This window comes from Gilvibacter sp. (assembly GCF_013214815.1).
In the GTDB taxonomy this organism is placed as follows: Bacteria; Bacteroidota; Bacteroidia; order Flavobacteriales; family Flavobacteriaceae; genus Gilvibacter.
In genome coordinates, this window is sequence record NZ_JABSPU010000037.1 from 1 (window position 1) to 21,086 (window position 21,086).

The 21,086-nt window shown below is 42.1% G+C and carries 22 protein-coding genes; 16 read left to right on the plus strand and 6 right to left on the minus strand.

The window, feature by feature from the left end; genetic code table 11:
• On the plus strand, positions 1 to 593 hold a 593-nt coding region (locus HRT75_RS08825), incomplete at its 5' end, for a heparin lyase I family protein (protein WP_291185352.1).
• Here the strand turns inward: HRT75_RS08825 and HRT75_RS08830 are convergent.
• The 3 genes from HRT75_RS08830 to HRT75_RS08840 are packed head-to-tail and all read right to left on the minus strand — an operon-like array spanning position 590 to position 3,568.
• Entirely contained in the window at positions 590 to 1,450 is an 861-nt protein-coding gene (locus HRT75_RS08830; RefSeq protein WP_291185355.1) for a polysaccharide deacetylase family protein, read from the minus strand. The two genes, HRT75_RS08825 and HRT75_RS08830, sit on opposite strands and share 4 nt — an antisense overlap.
• Complete coding sequence (locus tag HRT75_RS08835) at positions 1,434 to 2,255, minus strand: sulfotransferase (protein ID WP_291185358.1); 822 nt, start codon at positions 2,253 to 2,255, stop codon at positions 1,434 to 1,436. Before HRT75_RS08835 ends, HRT75_RS08830 begins: the two co-directional genes overlap by 17 nt.
• Complete coding sequence (locus HRT75_RS08840) at positions 2,252 to 3,568, minus strand: MATE family efflux transporter (protein ID WP_291185361.1); 1,317 nt, start codon at positions 3,566 to 3,568, stop codon at positions 2,252 to 2,254. The genes HRT75_RS08835 and HRT75_RS08840 overlap by 4 nt, the downstream gene beginning before the upstream one ends.
• A gap of 233 nt (positions 3,569 to 3,801) precedes the next feature.
• Between HRT75_RS08840 and HRT75_RS08845 the strand changes: the two genes are divergently transcribed.
• From HRT75_RS08845 to HRT75_RS08910, 14 genes are all read left to right on the plus strand, one after another.
• Positions 3,802 to 5,043, plus strand: a complete 1,242-nt coding sequence (locus HRT75_RS08845) for an O-antigen ligase family protein (RefSeq protein WP_291185363.1) — start codon at positions 3,802 to 3,804, stop codon at positions 5,041 to 5,043.
• A complete protein-coding gene (locus tag HRT75_RS08850; RefSeq protein ID WP_291185365.1) occupies positions 5,030 to 5,785 on the plus strand; it encodes a LamG-like jellyroll fold domain-containing protein in 756 nt (251 codons plus the stop codon). Before HRT75_RS08845 ends, HRT75_RS08850 begins: the two co-directional genes overlap by 14 nt.
• Positions 5,782 to 6,984: a hypothetical protein gene (locus HRT75_RS08855; RefSeq protein WP_291185370.1), complete on the plus strand. Its 1,203-nt coding sequence runs from the start codon at positions 5,782 to 5,784 to the stop codon at positions 6,982 to 6,984. Before HRT75_RS08850 ends, HRT75_RS08855 begins: the two co-directional genes overlap by 4 nt.
• Positions 6,977 to 8,062, plus strand: coding sequence for a glycosyltransferase family 4 protein (locus tag HRT75_RS08860; RefSeq protein ID WP_291185373.1), 1,086 nt, complete (start codon positions 6,977 to 6,979; stop codon positions 8,060 to 8,062). The genes HRT75_RS08855 and HRT75_RS08860 overlap by 8 nt, the downstream gene beginning before the upstream one ends.
• Before the next feature lie 17 nt (positions 8,063 to 8,079).
• A complete protein-coding gene (locus HRT75_RS08865) occupies positions 8,080 to 9,237 on the plus strand; it encodes a hypothetical protein (protein ID WP_291185376.1) in 1,158 nt (385 codons plus the stop codon).
• A 108-nt stretch (positions 9,238 to 9,345) separates the two neighbouring features.
• Complete coding sequence (locus HRT75_RS08870) at positions 9,346 to 10,014, plus strand: hypothetical protein (protein ID WP_291185379.1); 669 nt, start codon at positions 9,346 to 9,348, stop codon at positions 10,012 to 10,014.
• On the plus strand, positions 10,002 to 10,904 hold the full coding sequence (locus HRT75_RS08875; RefSeq protein ID WP_291185383.1) for a T9SS type A sorting domain-containing protein: 903 nt from the start codon (positions 10,002 to 10,004) through the stop codon (positions 10,902 to 10,904). Before HRT75_RS08870 ends, HRT75_RS08875 begins: the two co-directional genes overlap by 13 nt.
• Positions 10,905 to 10,923: 19 nt before the next feature.
• A complete protein-coding gene (locus HRT75_RS08880) occupies positions 10,924 to 11,316 on the plus strand; it encodes a hypothetical protein (RefSeq protein ID WP_291185391.1) in 393 nt (130 codons plus the stop codon).
• A 48-nt stretch (positions 11,317 to 11,364) separates the two neighbouring features.
• Positions 11,365 to 11,844 (plus strand): hypothetical protein, encoded by a 480-nt coding sequence (locus tag HRT75_RS08885; RefSeq protein WP_291185394.1) that lies wholly within the window; start codon positions 11,365 to 11,367, stop codon positions 11,842 to 11,844.
• A 15-nt stretch (positions 11,845 to 11,859) separates the two neighbouring features.
• The gene (locus HRT75_RS08890; RefSeq protein WP_291185397.1) at positions 11,860 to 12,357 is read left to right on the plus strand and encodes a radical SAM protein; all 498 of its coding nucleotides are present in this window, start codon (positions 11,860 to 11,862) and stop codon (positions 12,355 to 12,357) included.
• Between the two features lie 133 nt (positions 12,358 to 12,490).
• Entirely contained in the window at positions 12,491 to 13,249 is a 759-nt protein-coding gene (locus tag HRT75_RS08895) for a WecB/TagA/CpsF family glycosyltransferase (protein ID WP_291185400.1), read from the plus strand.
• An 8-nt stretch (positions 13,250 to 13,257) separates the two neighbouring features.
• Positions 13,258 to 14,568 carry a UDP-glucose/GDP-mannose dehydrogenase family protein gene (locus HRT75_RS08900; protein WP_291185402.1) on the plus strand — a complete coding sequence of 437 codons (1,311 nt, stop codon included), beginning with the start codon at positions 13,258 to 13,260 and terminating at the stop codon, positions 14,566 to 14,568.
• Positions 14,568 to 15,557 carry a UDP-glucuronic acid decarboxylase family protein gene (locus HRT75_RS08905; RefSeq protein WP_291185404.1) on the plus strand — a complete coding sequence of 330 codons (990 nt, stop codon included), beginning with the start codon at positions 14,568 to 14,570 and terminating at the stop codon, positions 15,555 to 15,557. Before HRT75_RS08900 ends, HRT75_RS08905 begins: the two co-directional genes overlap by 1 nt.
• Positions 15,558 to 15,559: 2 nt before the next feature.
• On the plus strand, positions 15,560 to 16,912 hold the full coding sequence (locus HRT75_RS08910; RefSeq protein WP_291185429.1) for an undecaprenyl-phosphate glucose phosphotransferase: 1,353 nt from the start codon (positions 15,560 to 15,562) through the stop codon (positions 16,910 to 16,912).
• Here the strand turns inward: HRT75_RS08910 and HRT75_RS08915 are convergent.
• Both HRT75_RS08915 and HRT75_RS08920 read right to left on the minus strand, forming a co-directional pair.
• A complete protein-coding gene (locus tag HRT75_RS08915) occupies positions 16,906 to 18,072 on the minus strand; it encodes a glycosyltransferase family 4 protein (protein ID WP_291185407.1) in 1,167 nt (388 codons plus the stop codon). The two genes, HRT75_RS08910 and HRT75_RS08915, sit on opposite strands and share 7 nt — an antisense overlap.
• A complete protein-coding gene (locus HRT75_RS08920) occupies positions 18,065 to 19,375 on the minus strand; it encodes a phenylacetate--CoA ligase family protein (protein WP_291185410.1) in 1,311 nt (436 codons plus the stop codon). Before HRT75_RS08920 ends, HRT75_RS08915 begins: the two co-directional genes overlap by 8 nt.
• Positions 19,376 to 19,439: 64 nt before the next feature.
• Here HRT75_RS08920 and purD point away from each other — a divergent pair, with 64 nt between their 5' ends.
• The gene (gene purD / locus HRT75_RS08925) at positions 19,440 to 20,714 is read left to right on the plus strand and encodes a phosphoribosylamine--glycine ligase (RefSeq protein ID WP_291185413.1); all 1,275 of its coding nucleotides are present in this window, start codon (positions 19,440 to 19,442) and stop codon (positions 20,712 to 20,714) included.
• Here purD and HRT75_RS08930 read toward each other — a convergent pair.
• Complete coding sequence (locus HRT75_RS08930; protein WP_087523806.1) at positions 20,706 to 20,942, minus strand: uracil phosphoribosyltransferase; 237 nt, start codon at positions 20,940 to 20,942, stop codon at positions 20,706 to 20,708. The genes purD and HRT75_RS08930 overlap by 9 nt on opposite strands.
• Between the last annotated feature and the right edge of the window lie 144 nt (positions 20,943 to 21,086).

A 21,086-nucleotide genomic window follows, 5' to 3' on the forward strand; every position in this document is an offset into this window, starting at 1 on the left:
AACACCCTAAAGATTTCTTTGCTGGAGCCAAACGCAGCGAGTATGTATTTAGACCTGATGCAAGGTCGGGTCGAGTAGTTAGATATTCCTTTAAGTTCATGTTTCCCGAAGAGTTTTTTAAGACTCGAAAAGAGAAGGACTGGGTAATTATTCAGCAATGGCATGATGAACCACCCACGGGTACAGTTTGGGCAGAATATCAGGAGAATACAAAGCCTCCAATGGCATTATTAATTGGATTAAAAACAGATGGCGCTCCAACAATTGAATTCAAATACGGATTAAAATCCAATTCATACGATCAAGACCTTACGGTAATGTATCCAGAACGCCTTCGGGCAGGTGAATGGTATACTTTTGCCAATGAAATCCTTTGGAGTGATCTAGAAGGAGTTGGATATGCAAAACCAAAGCTTAATGATGTTTATTTTGTCCAGAATGATGTCAATTCTGAGAATAAAGTCACTGGTCAAAATATGTACAATTCTGTTGCTAATTACTACAAAATGGGGTTATATGGCAACAAAAAAAGCCAGGATACCATCTACTTTTTCCTAGACGAATTTAAATACGAAACTTTAGAAAACCGCTAAAGCTTTATATAGTTCCAGATTCCGCAGGCCTTCACCAAATTTTCTGAAACCGAACCAAAGTCGTTCAAGCAGATGCGCGGCAGTTTATAATCGTCGGATTGTGTACTGACCTGCCCGTGTTCAACGGTTACAGCATAGTCGTAATTAGCTGCTTTTACATAGTCGATTTCTCGTTGTGAGTAGTCTCCGTTAGGATAGGCAAATCCGCTGATGGTTTTGTCCAAAAGGGTTTCTAAATGTTTCTTAGAATCCGCAATCTCCGCAGCCGACTCCGCGTCTGGCAATTGGGTCAAGATCGGGTGGAAGCAGGTGTGGGATTCAAAGCTTATGAGTCCGGTTTGCTCCATGTCTTGCATTTCTGCTAGGGTCAAGGCTTGACGTTCCGGATAGTTTTTCTGCTTATCATAGCCTACAGTCGCCAATTTTTCAAGCATCTCTGCATTTGGAAGACTCTTGATGGCTTCCATTTGGGGCTTGGGTAAAGGGTAATTGCTCCAAAAATGCCTTTGAGTATTGACAATATCACTACAAGCATAAATGGTTGTCGGAGCTTGAAGCTCCACGATACTGTCGATTAAGTCAAAATTTTGCTTGTGGCCGTCATCAAAGGTAATTACCGCTGCATATTTGGGTAGCTCATGCAGTTTTCCGTCCTTCTTAGCGCGAATCACCTCTTCCATACCCACAAAGTTGTATCGAACATTTAACGCGTGTAAAAAGGCGTTAAAATCATTTGGCGCAGGGTCGTGAAAAATAAAAATGGTCACGGAATTACGCTGTTTGAGATAGCGCCGCAAGCGTACGATTCCACTCAGCAGTAAAAACTGAATGATGATATTTTTACCAATACGCTTCAAAGTCAATGTATTTTTTGAGTTCAGCTTTGTCTGATTCGAGTTGTTTCAAGTACTGCTCATTCAAATCGTTTGTTGTATTTACGGCAGCCGATTTGGTATTCGAATCTTTGATAAAACGGACAATTTTTAAACGTAGTGCCGGAGGAACCAAAGCCTTTACAACAGCTCTAAAACCTTTGTTCTTCTCTTTATCAAAAAGAACCTTGTTCACACTTTTAAATCGGGCATTGGCCGTTGGATTAGCAACGAATGTTTCAATAGGATGTCCTTGTTCTATATTCAAGAATGAAAACAACTCCTCAAGAACAGCATCAGGTTCTTTGGCTAAACGTTCAAAGACGATCAGTTTGATGTTTTTCTCAGGAAAAATACTGTAGAGTTTTGCCACCTTTTCAGCGTATAAGCTGCGGTCCATATACTCAGCATCTTTGGATAGGGCCTCATTGATGTCTGCGGAGTCCTCCTTGGCCAATTGCGACAAGAACTTATAAGCCGACCGAATCCGCGATACCGGTTCGCGCAACAGCAGAATCATTTTAGCCTCTGGATTGTATTCGGCAATGCGTTTTAAGGCTTCGGGATTTTCAATGTAGTCTACGCATCCGCTAATACGAATAGGTTCATTAGAACAATTAAAACGCTGTTCCAAAACCGCTGGCCCTTGCTGGAACAACTCCGCTTCAATGAAAAAAGGATAATCCTTGAGAAAGATCTCACCACATACTTGCGGATGCTGGATCAACCATTCGTAGATAGAAGTGGTTCCGGCTTTTTGAACCCCGATAACAAAAGCATTTACCTTCATTTTTTAAACAAACTCAGCGGATTGAAAACTAAGACTATCTTGAAGTATTTCCAAACCAGATAGGCTCCGGCGAAATTCCAAAAGGCCATTCCTGCAATGCTGCTAATTGCCGCCCCGTAATATCCCAAAGGTTTGATCAGAATAAAATTCAAGGCCAGATTGATCAAAAATGCCACAAAAACCAAGTTTTGAAACACCTTTTGTTTGCCTGTCATTTGAAATACTACCCCTACAGGTCCGCAGAAGGAGTTAGAGAATTGACCGATACAGAGAATCATTAAAAGTGTCGCTCCGGCTGTAAACTCCTGTCCGAATAATCCCAGAATAAACTCTCTTAGAAGTACCAAACCAACTACAATGATCATAGATGAGATGAAGTTGATCTTAATGGTCATTTGGATCAGTTTGTCAAAAACCGCCATGTTTTTCTCTTTGTAACTCAAGGCAATTTTGGGCGCGAGAATACTGTTCAAGGCATGCAGGGTAAAACTCACTAAAGCCGCCAAAGTAAAAGTCACATTGTAAATACCAACTTCTTCAGAGGTTCTGTAAATCCCCAAAAAGATGGTGTCGGTCCAACTAAGCAATAAAATGGTCGCTAACGAAAACATTAACGGATAGGATTCTATCAGATAAGTCTTGGTTTTTATTTCTGATGCAGCAGCAACTCCGTTAAAGGATCGGAACAGGCTAAAAAAGGAATAGATTGTCAATACCCCTAGGCCAGCTGTATGAGCAATAATGGGCATGTAAGGATCCTTAAATCCAAGCAGGTAATAGCAGATCAGCAAACCTAAAAAGGCAAAAATGAAACGACCGCCACTGGTCAAAAAACTGAACTGCTTGATTTTTTTAAGACCTCTAAGCGCTCCTGCGTTGAGGTGAATAATAGTCCAAAGCGGTAAGGCAATAAATCCGTAGATCACGTACTTAGGCTCTTCAATATTCAACCAATCCGCTACGGTGTCTTTGAGTAATATTCCCAACAAGCAAAGTGATATTGAAACTATTGCTGACAAGGACACCACCTTAAGATAGATGTGTTTGGCAACTTCAATCCGATGTGAAGCAAAGGTCTTGACCAAGTTGATATCAAAACCAAAACGCGGAAGCAAGGATCCAATAATAAAGACAGAAAAGCTCAGGGCAACAAAGCCATTCACCTCAGCACCGTAGGTGTTGGAGATAAAAAGTGTAAACCCGTATCCGGCCAATAGTCCAATAGCACGAATTAAGAAAAAGGAGCTGCCTTTACGCACCAATTCAATGATATCGCCGTCTTTAGAGAAACGCTGTAAAAGCTTTGAGAACACTCCTGACCTGTTTAGTTAGTTGGATGTTTTTTTAGCGCGATGGTTGCGCGGAAATTTGTCAAAAGTACTCAAATTTGTCGCAGCAATGATTTGCTTCGCTATTTTAGAAATCCTGAGGCAAATGACTACATTTGGGCAGACAATGCTAAAATGTTGTGTGCGGAAAACAACCTTTCGCTAAAAACTGCATCTAGTAAGCAATTAAGCAGCTACCCGAGACAAATTTGAACCAGTTGATCACCTTTTACAATCGCTTTTTGAACGATACTGTATTGCAGTGGTTGCTCTTGGGCTCTATGGCCTCTCTGCCGTTGAACTTATTTGTCAATAATCTATTATTCACCATTTTCTTCATTGCCTTTGTGCTGAAGATCTTATTGAACGATCCCAAAGGTCTCTTACGCACTTTAAGGCTACATTGGGTTCCAATACTGCTGCTAATGAGTCCGTTGCTCGTTGCGTCTGTAGGATGTATCTATACTTCAGATTTACAGGGAGGACTGAAAGATCTAGGCCGTTTAGTGCCGCTAGCATTGATCATTCCGGCAGTTTTTCACAGACCAGAATTTTATAAGAACTCGACGAGAAAATTGGGGTATGCGCTCGCTCTAGGGTCCCTTATGGCAGCTTTATTATGCTGGGGATTGTCTATCGGTCCAGTTTTAGCTGATGGCAATGGACTCGCAGATCTATTCAGCCAAAAATACGCCTATCACGAACTCTCCGGGCGTATTGATATACATACCCCATATTTGGGTATGTTCACGGCTATTTCCATTTTCTTTTTGCTCAGAGAATCTTTTAAGATCAACACATTTAGAAAACGATTTGTTTATGGCCTATGGATGGCTGTTTTATTGATTTTCTTATTCAATTTGCTCGCTCGAACAGCTATTTTAACCTTGGTAATTGGAAGCTTCTTTTTCCTGCTACACCAAAGAAAATATCTATTAATAGTTTTGGGTGTTTTGATCCTGAGTGGCGCCGGAACACTTGCCTATTGGCAAGATCACAATTTCCTAAGGGATCGACTCTTTAATAGTTTGAACGTATTTGAACAGACCACGATATTTAGCAAAAAAGACGATCGATTCACACGCTGGGAAGCTTCTGTATCGGTATTCAAACAATTCCCCATATTGGGACCGGGAACTGCTGCGGAAGACAGCTATCGCAAGGCCGCCTATTACGAGAATTTAGACAGCAAAGCCTATAATGATAACTACAATGCGCACAATCAGTTTTTGGAGTATTTAAGTACCTATGGTCTGTTGGGTGGAATCTGTTTTGTTTTATTGCTGATATTTCTCCTTAGGGCAGCTCAGGGAGATCCCTTTAGAGTTTATCTGGTCTTTGCTTTTATTCTTGCTGGTCTCACAGAATCCATATTGGAGCGGTCATGGGGGGTATCCTTATATTTACTCATTATCATGATTGTGTGTTCCCATAAATTCCTTGCTCATGAGAGGCCTTAGCATAATATTGTTGGCCTTAGCTGTAGGCTGCACCGGAATTCGCAAACAACGCCAAGTCGTGGCGGTTGAGGCTCCGTTGTACGCCTTTGATTTAACTTCCGAAGTTGCCGGTTTAAAACAATCAGTGAGCTTCAATACTGAGGGAGCAAGCTTTGGGTTGGAAAACACGCCCTCCTATCTAGTTCTGGATTCGCTTCCGACTGTTCAAGGGGATTTCAACTTGTCTTTTTGGTTGCGCTCCACCTCAGAAAAAGGTGATTACACCCAAACCTATCTCCGAGCGTACAATTCAGAGGATAGGCAAGTAAATATAAATCTGGGTATTGGTGGTTTCCGATTAACAGGAAACTTGAATTCAAATACTTTTAGCGCAAAGAATTTTGCTCAAGGAAATGCAGCATCCCGCCAGTATTATGATCTGCCACGCTTGGAAGTGGGTAAGTTCTATTTTGTTTCCGTGAATAAGGCTGGGGGAACAATTGAGATCTATGTTAATGCCGAACGCTACCAAGATTTTGATTTCGATTCCGATACGGAACTTCAATTCGATCGGATTTTGCTCGGAGTCCTAAATACATCCGGAGATTATGTAAATCAATTTACTGGAAACATCAGGAATTTGCAGGTGTTTGCAAAGACCTTATCGGAAGATGAGATCTATTCTTTGAGTGTTAAGACCTATCCAGAAATAAAGGCTTTCAACGATGCTTTTGAATTGAGTAAATTTAACCTCGACAATTGAGCAAGAAAATAGACATATACACCAAACTTTTTGGGCTGATTTTAACCCTAATGGCCCTTAAATTCTTGTTTTCATACTTGAACGTAGAATTGGGGTGGTGGTTGCGAAACTTATTCCCTAACTATCTAAAATTCAATCCGCTGGGACTGCCTAAAAACACCTCAGAGATGATTGAATTCGCTCTTTTGCCTGCCATGGTTTCCTATCTGGCACTGAGTTACCGTTCTTTGGGTGTTCTGCGCCTGCCCTTGCTTTTGATCGGGGTGATGTTGGGACTCAACCTCATCACTATGTTCACCACAGAACAAGACTTTTTAGGATCCATTAAGTATACCTTAAAGATCGCAGCACCTATCTTCTTTTTCTGCGTACTGGTGGTTCACTATAAACGAACGGGAAAAAGCATGGAAGGCTTACTCAAAAAGGCCTTAGTGTTTTTTAGCGTGCTGATTGTCATTGCTTTATTGATCTTTAATGAGAGTTTTAATCGCGGCGCCTACCGATTGCCGGTTTATTTTTCTGGCTTACATACCCACAGTTATGTCTTGACCATTTGCTTTGTGGTAGCCTCTTATTTTTTACGTAAAAATATCTTCGTTCTTATAGGGTTCTTCGGATTGAGCTTTGCTTTCCTGGCCTTAGGTTATGGCGTTAGAACCATCATGGTTTTTTACCTGCTGTATATTGCCGTTGCCCTTTACTTAAGAGACGATTTTATCAAGAACGCCTATGTTAGGCTGGTGGTCTTGGCACCGGTATTGGCCTTAGTGGTCATACCGAGTCTTCAAGGTTTTGACTTTGACCGATTCTCTTCAGGCCGCCTCACCATGTACACCAAGAAGTTCGAAATTTTAAAGGATTATACCTTTACGGAATATCTCTTTGGACGGGGTCGGGGAGCGGATTACGTGAGAACTACAGAATGGTGGTATGATACCAAAGGATCACATAATGATTATCTGACCTTTTTTGTAGAAAATGGAGCGATCTATCTGTTGGTATTTATTTTGCTGATCCTCTCATTTTTGTTTTTAGTAAGACGCAGTCACATCATATTTGTGGTACTCATTGTGGGCTATCTACTCACCTCAGCCATCAGTAATGGCTTTGCAGTGCGAGCTTTAGCCAGCTATTGGCTCTTCACCTTTTTAGCGTTCATTTATGTTCAACACCTAAAAGGCAAGTTCTCCTTTGGCTAAAAAGATCGCTTTTATAGGACCTCTACCGCCACCAGTTGGTGGTGTTGCCTTGGCCAATATACGAGCACAAGAGATCGTGCAGCGTCTGGCTCCAGAGCATGAGATCATTACTTTGGACAACTCTAAGAAAAGCATCAACGCAGATCTTTACAAACGCAAAGGTCTGAGCGAGATGGGCCACTTCATTAAGAACATTGGGAAGTTTCTCGGATTCATTTTTAAGAATCGAATAGCTGTTGCCAATGTTTTTGTAGTGCCTAATATTTCCTTTGTTCGTGAAGCGGTGTATATCTTATTGCTCAAATTAAAACCCGGACAGTTGGTGGTGCATTTACATGCCAAGACCAGTGGAGATTTGTTTTTAAGCGGTTTTAAACTCAAGCTTTTTACTAAGATCGTGGGCTTGGGAGATGTTGTTTTTGTACTGTCAGAGAAACATCACCGTCAGTTTTATGCAAAGTATATAAAGCCGGAAAAACTGGTGGTTCTTGAGAATTTTGTCACCTACAGTGATTTTGATAATCAGATCAGTCAAAAAGAGCACAAGTTCCTTTACGTAGGGCGACTGTCTGAAAAAAAGGGCTTTAAAACCCTTGTGGAAGCAGTAGCTTTAGCCAAAAACGAGCTCAGTGGATTGACCATTGAGGTGCTTGGGGCCTTTGAGAATGCCGCATTTGAACAAGAGATGAATCAAATGATTCAGGATCATCAACTGTCACAATTTCGATTTCACGGACCCCAAATGGGACAAGAGAAATTTGAGCAATTCAAGCGCTGTTCGGTGTTTGTGTTTCCTTCTTATTTTGAAAACTCGCCGATCGTACTAAAAGAAGCGATCGCAGCTAAAATGGCTATCTTGTCTTCAGACATTCAAGAGAATCAGAATTTATTGGAAGACTTTGACAACAAGGTCTTATTTAAGGCTCAAGACGCTGAAGACCTGTCAAAAAAACTCATCAATTGCTTCAAGGATAAAACGAGCATTAATGCCATGATGCTGGCCTCAGAAAAGATCAAAAACTACGATGTAACTGAGGCGGAAAGAATTATCGCCAACAGCTTGGACCTGGATTCCTAAGCCATGTGATTTCGTTTATGGAAAAGACCAACAACAAAACAAATACAGCTGCTGCACTGCTAAAGCGCTGGGCGCCAGTTGTTGTAATGTTGAGTTTTTTGGCGGTGGAATTCTATTCCAAATTCTTGCGGTATTCCGCCGCATCAAGTGACCTGCAAAAAGGGTTTAAAGGCATTGTTTTGATTGCCATGCTACTCGGTTTATTGCTGAATTTTAAATTCAACAAGCGCCTTATTTTATTGCTCGGAGCGCTGTTTGGAGTCTTTTTAGCGGGCCAGTTTACTTTAGACCCCGCTTTCTCTTATTCCAATTGGTTAACTCTTGGCCGTTTTGTATTGCCTATAGTTTTCTTCGGATTCTTTGCTAGCTACCCATCGGATAAGGACGGCTTGCATAGCTTTTTCAATCTCTTTGAGTGGTTCTTTGTGCTGAATTTGCTGTTTGTTTTAGTCGGAATGGCTGCTGATTGGTATGTAGTTCATACCTATATGGGAGACCGTTTTGGATACAATGGTTTTTTAGTGACCTCTGCAACAGCTTCTTATGCCTTTTTTGCCGCCCTTGGATACTATTATTTTCGTTATGGAATAGCGGCGCTGAGGCAATGGCGTTTTTGGATAGTTGTGGTGGGAAGCGCCTTAGCCGGCACAAAAAGTCTATACCTCGGAATGGTTCTTTTTGGGCTTTTGATGTTATTTGATCATTACAAGAAGTATTGGAAATTCTTGTTGCCAGCCGGTGCACTTTGCTTGCTTGGAGCCCTGTATATTTTGCTTTATCAGGTTCCAGAGTTTGCTCAGATCAGAGTACAAGAAGGTTTTTGGTCTGCTTTACTTTCCTATCGTGATCAGTTATTGGTCAATCAAACCTTGCCTTATGTCACGGACAATTGGCAGTGGAGCAACTACCTCTTTGGAGGTGTTTCAGATTTCTCCCTGCGTTCGCAACTCGATTTAATTGACCTTTTCTTTTTCTGGGGAATCTTTGGTGGGCTGATCTATCTTTTTACGTATTTGAAGACTTATTTTGATTTCAAGCTCACCTGGCCGCAGCTGGTCTACTTTTTAATCCTCGGGCTTATGGTTCTATTTGCGGGGAACTTTTTTATCTACACCAGTGTGCCGCTGTTTTTGTTGTCTTTGAAGCTGGCTATTGTAAAAAATTATATTTCCTAGCAGTTTAATTTATGTAGTTGAAAAGGTCTTTTTCTAACATCACTTTAGTAGAAATTTTATAACTTTTCAGTTCTCCCCGCTAATTATTAACGATTTAAATCTATCCGCATGAAAAATCAGTTAGCAGGATTGCTGTTTCTAGGATTCATATCCATATCTTTCGCGCAACTTAGCCCTCAACCCATCTTTAAGTCAGGGTTTGGAGGGATTACTTCAATAACCCAAACTGGGAATACCGCTGTTATTAGTGGAGTTGATTTTGATTTCCCTGGAGTGAGTGATTGGCTTGGTATCTTGGAGAACAATCCCGAGACGGGAGATTTTAACCAATTCATAATATCCTATCTCGGTGGAACAATTTCTGATCGACTTGCAGTAATTACTCAAGATCCAGCCTCATTGACAACTAACAAGGTTCTCAAATTTGAACTAGTAAACCCGTATCTTTCTGGAACATCCATGCTGGGACGGATTCAGGCGAACATGAAGAGCGATAATATTTATTCTGAAACCCTTGGTACAGGATACGAGCGATTCAATTATTCAACAAAAGTATTTCTACCCATTACATGGCAGAATATGGCTAATGATATAGATTATTCTAATGGATGGTTAACATTAATGGAATTTTTTAATAATGGCGGTTGGATAGACGACGACCCTACTGGTTATCATGCCTTTAGAATTACAGTTAACCTTTATAAAGAAGATGGAATTCCAGGACTCAAACTTCGGGCTACTGCTGAGACAAGGACAGGGAGTTCTTGGATAATCTGATTTGGGAGCAAACAAGCTCTATTGATATGCCGATCAATCAATGGACAGAGATTGAAATAGATATGAAAGAAGGAGATTCTACAAACGGTTATTTCAAACTTAAAGTCGATGGTGTTTTGCATATAAATAAAACAGATTGGACCCATCATCCAGCTGATCCTTTGCCAGATGGATTTGCTCATCTCCAACCTTTAAAACTTTACACAGGAAAACCACAAATTGATCATTTTAAGGCAAATTATGGGGGCAATCCAACAGTCTATTGGGATGATTTTACAATTTTCAACACTTCGTCGTTAAAGGTTAAGTATTTAAAATTACTTCCATCAGATTGTGGAGTAGAGTTAAATCACTCAAATAATGAAATAACTGCACCTGCAATACCAGGAGTTGGAGAGTCATGGAATAATTGGTCTTATGTCTATCGATTTCAAAATGTCAATGATAATACGAATGTATTTTACAAGGGTTCCTATTTTAATACAATTAGTATTGACCCATTTGCGTGCGATCCGTTGTACGACGATTCAGAATATAGGATTCGTGTGCGGGTTAAAAATCACCCTTATTTTTTTGATTTTGGAGGCAGTAATGATAATTACTGTCTGAATAGCACAAATTTTGTTCTGTGTTCTACTCCAGGGCTTACAATAACACCGAATCCGTTTTCATCAGGACTATTAGAGCTGCATTTAAGTGAGGTAGATTCTGTAAAATCTATAGAAATCCGCGAGATAACAGGAGGAATAGTGAGACTTTTTGGCCCGAATGATTTTCACAGTTTCCAGAACAAGATTAGCTTGAGTAACTTAGAGCTGGATAAGGGGCTATATCTTGTTCGAGTCGATTTTGGAAACAAAATTGAAACTAGAAAAATTGTGGTAAGATAACTTATTATGAAATTTATTTATGAAACGAATCACACTAGTCGACCTTAACAATTTCTCCTATTACCCAACTATTTCTATGGGTTTGGTTGCACGATACATTCGTGACGCAGGGTTTAATTTAAAGGTCATCAGCCCCTTGAGTAACGGCATCAAAAGTCGTAAAAGAGAGAAGGTGGAAACCAAGATGGATTATTACCGATCTCGAATTGTCTTTAGTCAGTCCACAGCGGTGCGCAGTATGATCCAACAAGCGGAGAAATTGCCGTATATCAAAGAACGGTTCTTGAAAAAGCGAAAGCTAGCGACCTCGGTTATCAATGAAATACCTGAGGATACAGATCTGGTCTTGATCTCAACCTATACAGAGAATTACACCATTTGCAAACGTGTTGTGGCTCATTTGAAGCAATAAAATATTCCTGTTATCATTGGCGGTCCGGCTTTCAATGACTTGAACCACGTGAAGCAATTTGTGGCAATTCCAGGGGTTAATTTTGTGGTTGGAAGTGAAATTGATGCCTATCTCGGTCTCCTTTTACAAGACTTTTTTGCTGGGAATAATCTGTTCAAGTATCCTGGAGTTTATACCCAAGACGAGCATTCAAAGGTCAACGAGTACATTTTTAAAAAGATGGAAGAACTGCCCGTTCCCGATTACTCAGACTTTCCGTGGGATAAATACCCCAACAGAATCATTCCGTATATGACCGCGCGGGGTTGTAGTTGGGGAAAGTGTAATTTCTGTACGGACGTGGTTTTGGTCAATGGACGAACCTATCGTTCTCAGTCCAAAGAAAAAGTACTGTCCGATCTCCAAGCACTGAGCAATCAAGTAGGCACAAATATATTTGCATTTACTGACTTAAAGCTGAACTCAAATGTTGAGGTTTGGAACGCTCTGATCGACGGTTTGCCAAAAATTGTTGAGAATCCAATCTGATTCTGTGCAGTTCATGTGGACAATCGCAAAAGAAATGGTCTGGATAGAGAAACGCTTATGCGAGCCAAAAAGGCCGGTTTAACTCGGATCTCCTTTGGCTTGGAAACGACCTCACAGCGACTTTTGGACGATATGCAAAAAGGAACCACAGTGGCGCGTTTGGACCAATTTGTCAACGATGTTAAAGACGCTGGAATTAGTTTAAGAGCCACCATGTTTATTGGATACCGAGATGAAACTGCTGAAGATCTCAAAGAGACCTTTGCATTTTTAACCAAGAACCAAGACTGTTTTGAACGCATCAAACTCTGTCGTTTCCAGATCTATGATATGACACCCATTAAGGCCGAATTATCTGAAGAAGAACGGGCGAATCTTCATGCAAGACAGATCAACCACCAGTATTTAAATAACGACTATTTGAAGGCTAAAAAGGACATTCTTAAAATTGTCAATAGCATCAATTCCAAAAAGCTCAATGAAGATGCTCGTGCCTTTGACGGCGTGATGTAGTTGAAGGCTTCAAAACCCTAGTTTGTGTAGGGTTTTACCTGCAGTTTTTTGAAGGCATAGAACTCCTCGAAATTTATGCCTGCCAGCTGGTACTGATTTCGTATTTTTGCCGGCGAGCCCTCAATTGAACTGCATGACTGCCAGAAAAATCCACATGCTAAATACCCAGATTCACGATCTGGACATGGAGCAGACCCTTGCTCTAGTGGATCAGGCCATTGCAGATCGCAAGCAAATACATCACGTTGCCGTTAACGCCGGAAAGATTGTCAAGATGCAGTCCGACCCTGAGCTGCGTGAAAGTGTAAATAATTCCGATGTGATCAACGCAGACGGCCAGGCCGTGATCTGGGCCTCTAAATTCCTAAATCAGCCTTTAAAAGAGCGCGTAGCAGGAATTGATCTTATGGGGAAACTTGTGGAGCTCGCCCATCAGAAGAACTATAAGATCTATCTCTTTGGTGCCAAAGAGGAGGTGGTGAGTAAAGTGGCCTCTATCTACAAAGAGAAATACGGCCAGGATCTGGTTGCCGGATACCGAAACGGCTATTTCTCTAAGCAAGACGAGCCGCAAATCGCCGCAGATATCGCTGCCAGTGGAGCACAGATTTTGTTTGTGGCCATCACATCTCCCATAAAGGAAAATTTCCTGTATCAGAACCGTGAAGCTTTAGCTGCGGTGAATATGATCATGGGCGTGGGTGGTAGTTTTGATGTGGTTGCAGGAGTTACCAAACGCGCACCGCTTTGGATGCAGAAATCTGGCCTGGAATGGTTCTACAGGTTTTTACAAGAACCCGGCCGCATGTGGAAACGTTATTTGGTGGGCAATTTTAAGTTTATTGTATTAGTTTTGACCGAGAAATTCAGGGGAAAACCCGAAAAAAAATAAAAGAGCAAATGAAGATAGCTGTAATTGGAACAGGATACGTTGGTTTAGTGACAGGAACCTGCTTGGCAGAGACTGGCAACGACGTTTTTTGCGTGGATATCGATGTGGATAAAGTGAATCGAATGCGCAACGGAGAAGTTCCTATCTACGAACCGCATTTGGATGTAATTTTTGACCGAAATATTAAAGCTGGACGTCTGCGTTTTACTACAGAACTCAGCGAAGGCCTGGACCATGCAGACATCGTATTTTTGGCTTTGCCAACACCAGAAGATGAAGATGGTTCTGCAGATCTATCTTATGTGCTTCGTGTGGCAGAAGACATTGGAAAGCAATTAAAGACCTACAAGATCATTGTAGATAAGAGTACAGTACCTGTTGGAACGGCTGATTTGGTAGAAGAAACCATCTCCGCTCAAACAGATGTTCCATTTGCTGTGGTTTCAAACCCGGAATTTTTACGTGAAGGCTTTGCCGTAGATGATTTCATGAAGCCAGAACGCATCGTTATTGGGGCAACAGATGAAAAGGCGATCAAAGAGATGCAACGCTTGTATGCGCCATTTGTTCGTTCGGGCAACCCGATCATTGTGATGGATGAAAAGTCTGCGGAGCTGACTAAATATGCAGCAAACTCATTCTTAGCTACCAAGATCACCTTTATGAATGAGGTAGCTAATTACTGCGAGCTTGTGGGCGCTGATGTAGACAAGGTACGCGCCGGAATGGGATCTGACTCTCGTATTGGAAACCGCTTTTTATTTCCTGGAATCGGGTACGGAGGATCATGTTTCCCTAAGGATGTAAAGGCATTACACAAGGCTGGGAAAGATGCTGGATACAACTTTGAAATCTTAGACGCCGTAATTGGAGTGAACGATGCTCAAAAGGTATCTATGGTGCCTAAGATCAAACGATACTTCAAAGATCAAGTGGCTGGAAAGCATTTTGCTTTTTGGGGATTGGCTTTTAAACCTGAAACGGACGACATCCGTGAAGCACCGTCACTTTATATGATTGATGCGTTATTAGAATTAGGCGCAACCATAACCGCTTTTGACCCAGAGGCCATGCCAAATGTGAAAGCTAAGGTGGGAGATAAGATCAACTTTGCAGACTCTATGTACGAGGCAATTGAGAATGCGGACGCTTTGATCATCAATACAGAATGGAGCATTTTTAGAACTCCAAACCTCAATACACTTAAAGATAATCTGAATCACCCTGTAATCTTTGACGGGCGTAATTTGTATGACGTGAATGAAATGGCTATTGAAGGATTTCACTATATTTCGGTGGGCCGAAAAGAAATCAGTTAATGACCAAACGCGTATTAATCACTGGCGCCGCCGGATTTTTAGGTTCTCACCTGTGTGATCGCTTTATAGCAGAGGGCTTTAGAGTGGTTGCCATGGATAACCTGATTACGGGCGATCTCAAAAACATCGAGCACCTTTTTGGAAAGGAACGCTTTGAGTTTTACCACCACGATGTGACCACTTTTGTGCACGTGGCGGGCCGCTTGGATTATATCTTGCATTTTGCCTCTCCGGCAAGTCCGATCGATTATTTAAAGATCCCAATCCAGACTTTAAAAGTAGGCTCATTGGGGACCCACAATTTACTCGGCTTAGCCAAGGAGAAAAAGGCAAGAATCCTCATTGCTTCTACCAGTGAAGTGTATGGAGATCCTTTGGTTCATCCGCAGCGTGAAGATTACTACGGAAACGTAAATACTATTGGTCCAAGAGGGGTTTATGACGAAGCCAAACGCTTCCAGGAGTCCATTACAATGGCCTATCACCGCTTTCACGGAATGGAAACGCGCATTGCTCGTATTTTCAATACCTACGGTCCCCGCATGCGACTCAATGACGGTCGGGTAATTCCCGCCTTTATTGGTCAAGCTTTACGTGGAGAAGACCTTACCGTATTTGGAGACGGACAACAAACCCGTTCTTTTTGTTACGTCAATGATCAAATCGACGGTTTGTTCCGCCTGTTGATGAGTGATTATACCCTGCCGGTGAATATTGGGAATCCCGACGAGATCTCTATTCTTGATTTTGCTGAGGAGATCATCAAATTGACAGGAACAGATCAGAAGATCGTGTTCAAACCACTGCCTAAGGACGATCCACTGCAAAGACAGCCAGACATCACAAAGGCCCGTGAGATCTTAGATTGGGAGCCTAAAGTAGACCGTGCTGAAGGGATGGCCAAAACCTATGAGTATTTTAAGAACCTGAGTCTGGAGGATTTGCTTAAAAGCGAGCACAAAGACTTTTCTAAGCACATTCGCAAGTAATGGTGTTTTCTAAACGAGGACGATATTCGGGCTATATCAGACCCATTCAATATGCCATAGATTTGGCAACCATTCATTGGTTGGCCCAAGGGTTTTTCAGTGACCAATCGGCTTACTATTCCTATATCGTTTTTGTTTCCTTGGCTTGGATCGTACTCTCTGTAAAATCTAATTTTTATGAGATTTACCGATTCACCAAAGTGGTAAAGATCCTTTCCTTGATCGGGCTTCAATCGATACTCTTTATTCTCTTGGTATTTGCCTTTTTTGGTATTTATAACGAGATGGATCAGGATCCACGAGAGGTCTTGGTCTATGTAGCGAAAGTATTCGGAGTCATCGGAGCATTTAAACTGGCCATTTACTACTTACTCAAGCGCTACCGCCTTATTGGAGGAAACTACAGAAACGTCATCATTTTAGGGCTGAACCAAAAGACGGAGCAGCTTCGCAAGTTCTTTACCGACAATCCAGAATACGGATATCAGCTTATCAAATCCTATGACTTCAAGCGGAAAGAAGCCATTGAGATGCAGGATATCTTTGACTTCATCACAGCTAACAATATTGATGAGATCTATTCTTCTATCGCAGAATTGGACAACGACCAACTGGGCAGTTTGGTTGACTTTGCAGACAACAACCTAAAGATCCTTAAGTTCGTTCCAGACAACAAAGAGATCTACTCCCGCCAACTGGAATACAACTATTACGGTTATTTACCGGTTTTGTCCCTCAGACGAATTCCCATCTTGGAGCCTTTCAATCTGTTTATCAAGCGCAGCTTTGACATTGTCTTGTCGCTAATTATGATCATTGGTTTACTGTCTTGGTTGACTCCGCTTTTAGCAATCATTATCAAACTGGAATCTAAAGGCCCGGTTTTCTTTAAGCAAAAGCGCAATGGTTTGGATTATAAAGAATTCTTCTGTTATAAATTCCGATCCATGCGTCCCAATCCCATGGCTGATCTGCATCAGGTGACCCGAGGGGACCAGCGCATAACCCGCGTTGGGCGTATCATTAGAAAAACCAGTGTGGATGAATTGCCGCAGTTCATCAATGTACTCAAGGGAGAAATGTCCGTAGTAGGTCCTAGACCGCATATGGTGAGTCACACCCACATGTACGCAGAGCGCATTGACAAATTCATGGTGCGTCACTTTATCAAACCAGGAATAACTGGCCTAGCGCAGGTTACCGGATATCGCGGAGAAGTTGAGACCGACGAAGACATCATCAACCGCGTGAAGTTTGATATTTTCTATTTGGAAAACTGGTCCATGCTTTTGGATCTTAAGATCATTGTACAGACCGTGTACAATGCCATCCGCGGAGATGAAAAAGCCTATTGATTTAACAGCTCAACCAATCGAGCCAGCTGTTGTTCAGGAGTAAATTCCTTTTGGGCAGTTTGTTGTAATTGCTTCGGATCTGGCCAAGCTGATTTATCCTCATCCATCGTAGCCAAAAGTTTATTAAGACCCTTCCAATCAGAACCCTTTACACTCCATCCCAATCCATAATTTTTGACTACATCAGCGCCTTCACCAGTTCCCATAAAGATCACGGGAAGCCCAAAATGAGGAAGTTCAAAAAGTTTAGAAGGAACCGAACCGTAAATTCGAGTCTTTAAGGGCGCCAAAGCCAGATGATATTCCGCAAACTTGGCATGTAATTCTTCTTTGCTGAGCGATCCCATATAAATGATGGACTTGGACGAACTGTTGAGGTAATCCACTATAGCTTCTTGCTCGTTACCTTGTCCGTAAATGTGTAATTCCCACTGTGGAGGCAATTCAATCTGCTCACAGACGGAAAGTATTCCTTGAGCAGCCCCTAAAAGACCCGCATAGATCACTTTTACGGCCTTTTCTGGCTGTTTGCACAATGTGGTGGCCTCAACCCTTGGAAAGTTTCTGTAAAGCAGCTGAGGAGCTTCCGCACCTTCTTTAGAAACATGAGTTAAGATCTCTTCAGACTGGCCCAGGATCAAGTTTGCGTTTTTGTAGATATAGACTTCCATCATGCGCATCCAAGCGTAAATGAGCCCTTTTTTCATTGCGCCCAGTTCTACAGCGGCCAATGGCCAAATGTCTGAGATGTTGATCACCGTTTTCAAGCTGAGTTTCTTCGCCGTTTTTAAACTTCGGAAGCCGACCAGCAAAGGAGAACATTGAATGATCACCGCATCATAGGGGTGTTCTTTGTTGAGCTGTTTACTCACACTTTTAGCAAAAGCACCCATGGCCTTAAAACGCAGCCAAGGTTTGGTGGATTTGGTTGCAAAAGTGCTCAGACGTAGTGTTTGCACCCCATTAATGACTTCTGAATAGGGCCCTTTGGTGGGATAGCCGTCAAAGAGGGCTCCAAATGGGTAGTTGGGCAGTGGGCAAAGTACGGTAACCTCCATACCTCGAGCCAACAAAGATTCCGCCAAGATTTGAATGCGATTGGCCGCCGCCCCCATTTCTGGCGGGTAATAATTGCTCACTATGCAAATGTGTTTAGCCATGATATTCGCTGCTGAATTGTTTTAGTTTCCCGCGGGCCGATCTCACAATGGTCTTGCAATGTTCAAAATCCAGATGAAGTCCAGGTTCTAAATAGGTTTCCAAAGCTTTTTCCATGGTAGCCGTTTCCGTCTCAGAAAGCGGCTGATCACTCACATATCGAATCAAAAATCGATCGATCTGCTTTTGAATTACCACAAATTCCTTCACTTTTCCGGAATCTTCAATGACACTTTTGGTTACGTAGTAAAACGTAAGCCCTGGAACCGTTTTACCGCTGGGTAAATGAGCAATATCGTTGGTACGGCCAATGAGTTCTTTTAAAAAGGGTTTTCCGTTTTCATCTTCCTCGATGATGCCTAGATCTCCAATATCGTATCTAATAAAAGGATGCGCTTTGTTGTAAAGGGAGGTGATGATCAAACGTCCGGGACTGCCCATAGGCACCGGGCTTCCGGCATCATCCACAACTTCAACAAAGAGGTTGTCTGTGTTAAGCGCGAAGCTTCCATCCGGAGCAGTGAAGGCAATCAAATCCAACTCTGAGGCGCCGTATTCATTGATCACAGGAACTCCTAAATGAGTCTCTAAAAGCACCTGGTCAGATTCGAAAAGCATTTCAGAAGTGACCAAACACAGTCTTAAACTCGGGCAAACCTCCGTAAGTACGAGGCTTTTGTCTCTCAGGAATTTGGCAAAAAGCACAATGGAACTCGTGTATCCATTGATGTATTCAAACTTGCGTTTTTTGAATTGTTTGAGGATTTTTTCCAGCTCCTTTTCCTGCAGATCAAAGATGGGAAAACGGTAGCGTTGACTCAGCAGATCCTTAAGTCGTTCTTTCTGATAACCTGGAAATTTCAAAGGAATTCCGTAAAAACGGGCTTGATAAGAGCGGTTGAAATCCAAGTTGTATTGCCCAAACTGCTGCATGATGAATGCCCAAGTGAGTGCGTGAGCAAATTTGTCTTTAGCAAAAATGAAGGGGTGCCCGCTAGAACCGGAAGTCTTATTAACATAGACCTTGCCGGTAGTGTAATCTTTACTGAGTCTATCGGCCAAGGGTTGTTGCAGATCGGCCTTGGTCAATAAGGGAAGTTCAGAGAAATCTGTAATGGTTTCTCGGCCCACTAAGCCGCGGTAAAACGCGGTGTTTTTTAAATGATAGTTGGCTATTTTAAGCGCTTGGTCTCTTTGGTACTCACCTTTGTCCTTTGCCGGAATCGATTGGGTTTGTCGCAAGTGCTTCCGCGCTGCTGCGAGCGGAAAGCCTTTGATTTTAAGTGTAAAATCGAACAAATTCAAATCGAAAAATTAGTAGGTCAATTTACAAACAATTATTTTTGTCCCTCGGTCAAAATCAGCAAAAATGAACATCCTTATTATTGGTTCCGGAGGTAGAGAACACGCCTTAGCACACAAGATTGTACAAAGCCCTAAATGTGAGCAGTTATTTGTTGCTCCAGGGAACGCAGGTACCGCGGCCATTGCCAAAAATGTGGCCTTAGGGGTAAGCGATTTTGAGGGAATTAAATCCTTGGTTTTACAGGAAGGGATTGAGCTCGTAGTGGTGGGTCCGGAAGCACCTTTAGTTGATGGGATCTATGATTTCTTTAAAGCAGACGAAGCGTTGAAATCAGTGGCTGTAGTTGGGCCATCACAAGAGGCTGCGCAATTGGAAGGAAGTAAGGACTACGCCAAGAGGTTCATGCAGCGCCACAATATTCCAACGGCGGCCTATCAGAGTTTTACCCCTGAAACTCTAGAGGCTGGAAAGCGGTTTTTAGAGACGCTTAAAGCTCCTTATGTGCTTAAAGCAGACGGACTAGCAGCAGGGAAAGGAGTTTTGATACTGGAAGATATCAATGAGGCAAAACAGGAGTTAGAAAACATGTTGGCCAACCAAAAGTTTGGAGCTGCGAGCAGTACCGTAGTTATTGAAGAGTTTTTGGATGGAATTGAGCTGAGCGTTTTTGTTTTGACCGATGGTAAAGATTACAAGATCCTCCCTAACGCTAAGGACTACAAGCGTATTGGAGAAGGCGATAAGGGCCTCAATACCGGCGGAATGGGAGCGGTTTCTCCTGTCCCATTTGCCGATGCAGCTTTCCTTGAAAAAGTAGAACAGCAAATTGTTATTCCTACCGTTAATGGTTTGAAAGAAGAAAACCTGACTTACCGCGGATTCATTTTTATTGGTTTGATCAAAGTAGGAGATGATCCAAAGGTGATCGAATACAACGTCCGTATGGGAGATCCGGAGACGGAAGTAGTGATCCCAAGAATTGAGTCGGATTTGGTAGACCTTTTACTCGCAACGGATACGCAAACGCTTGGAAGCACAGCTTTTTCAGTGAATCCTCAGGCCGCTACTACAGTAATGTTAGTCTCTGGAGGTTATCCAGAAGCTTATGAGAAAGGGAAAACTATTTCAGGGATTGAGCACGTAGAAGAAGCGATAGTGTTTCACGCGGGTACCGCAGAGAAAGAAGGTCAAGTAGTGACTAATGGAGGACGAGTTATTGCAGTGACTGCCTTGGCGGATGATTACAAAGAGGCACTAAAAAAATCGTATCAAAATGCAGCTAAGCTACATTTCGATACGATGTATTATAGAACCGATATCGGTTTTGACTTATCCTAAGAATGAGTGAGAAACCTGGCTGCGGTCTTCTTCGTTGTTTTGGTTGAAGATCTGCAATTGCTTCATCCAGTAAAAGAAAGCGACAAATCCAACTAAAATAAAGAGCCAAGTTACCGTATTGGCTAACCACCAGTTTTCAAGTTCTAATGCGCGCAACCATTCGTACGGTGCAAACGCTACGTTTTCAAAAAATGATTGAATTCCTTCAAAAAAACCTCTCCAACTCATATTTTTATATTTACTTGACAAAATTACAAATTCTCTAGATGCTCACAAGGATTTTCGCAACTTCTAAACCGTTAAATTTTCTGTGGGTTTCCCTGTATTTACTACTGGTTTTTGCCTTGGATTGGTTCTACACCTGCAATAGGG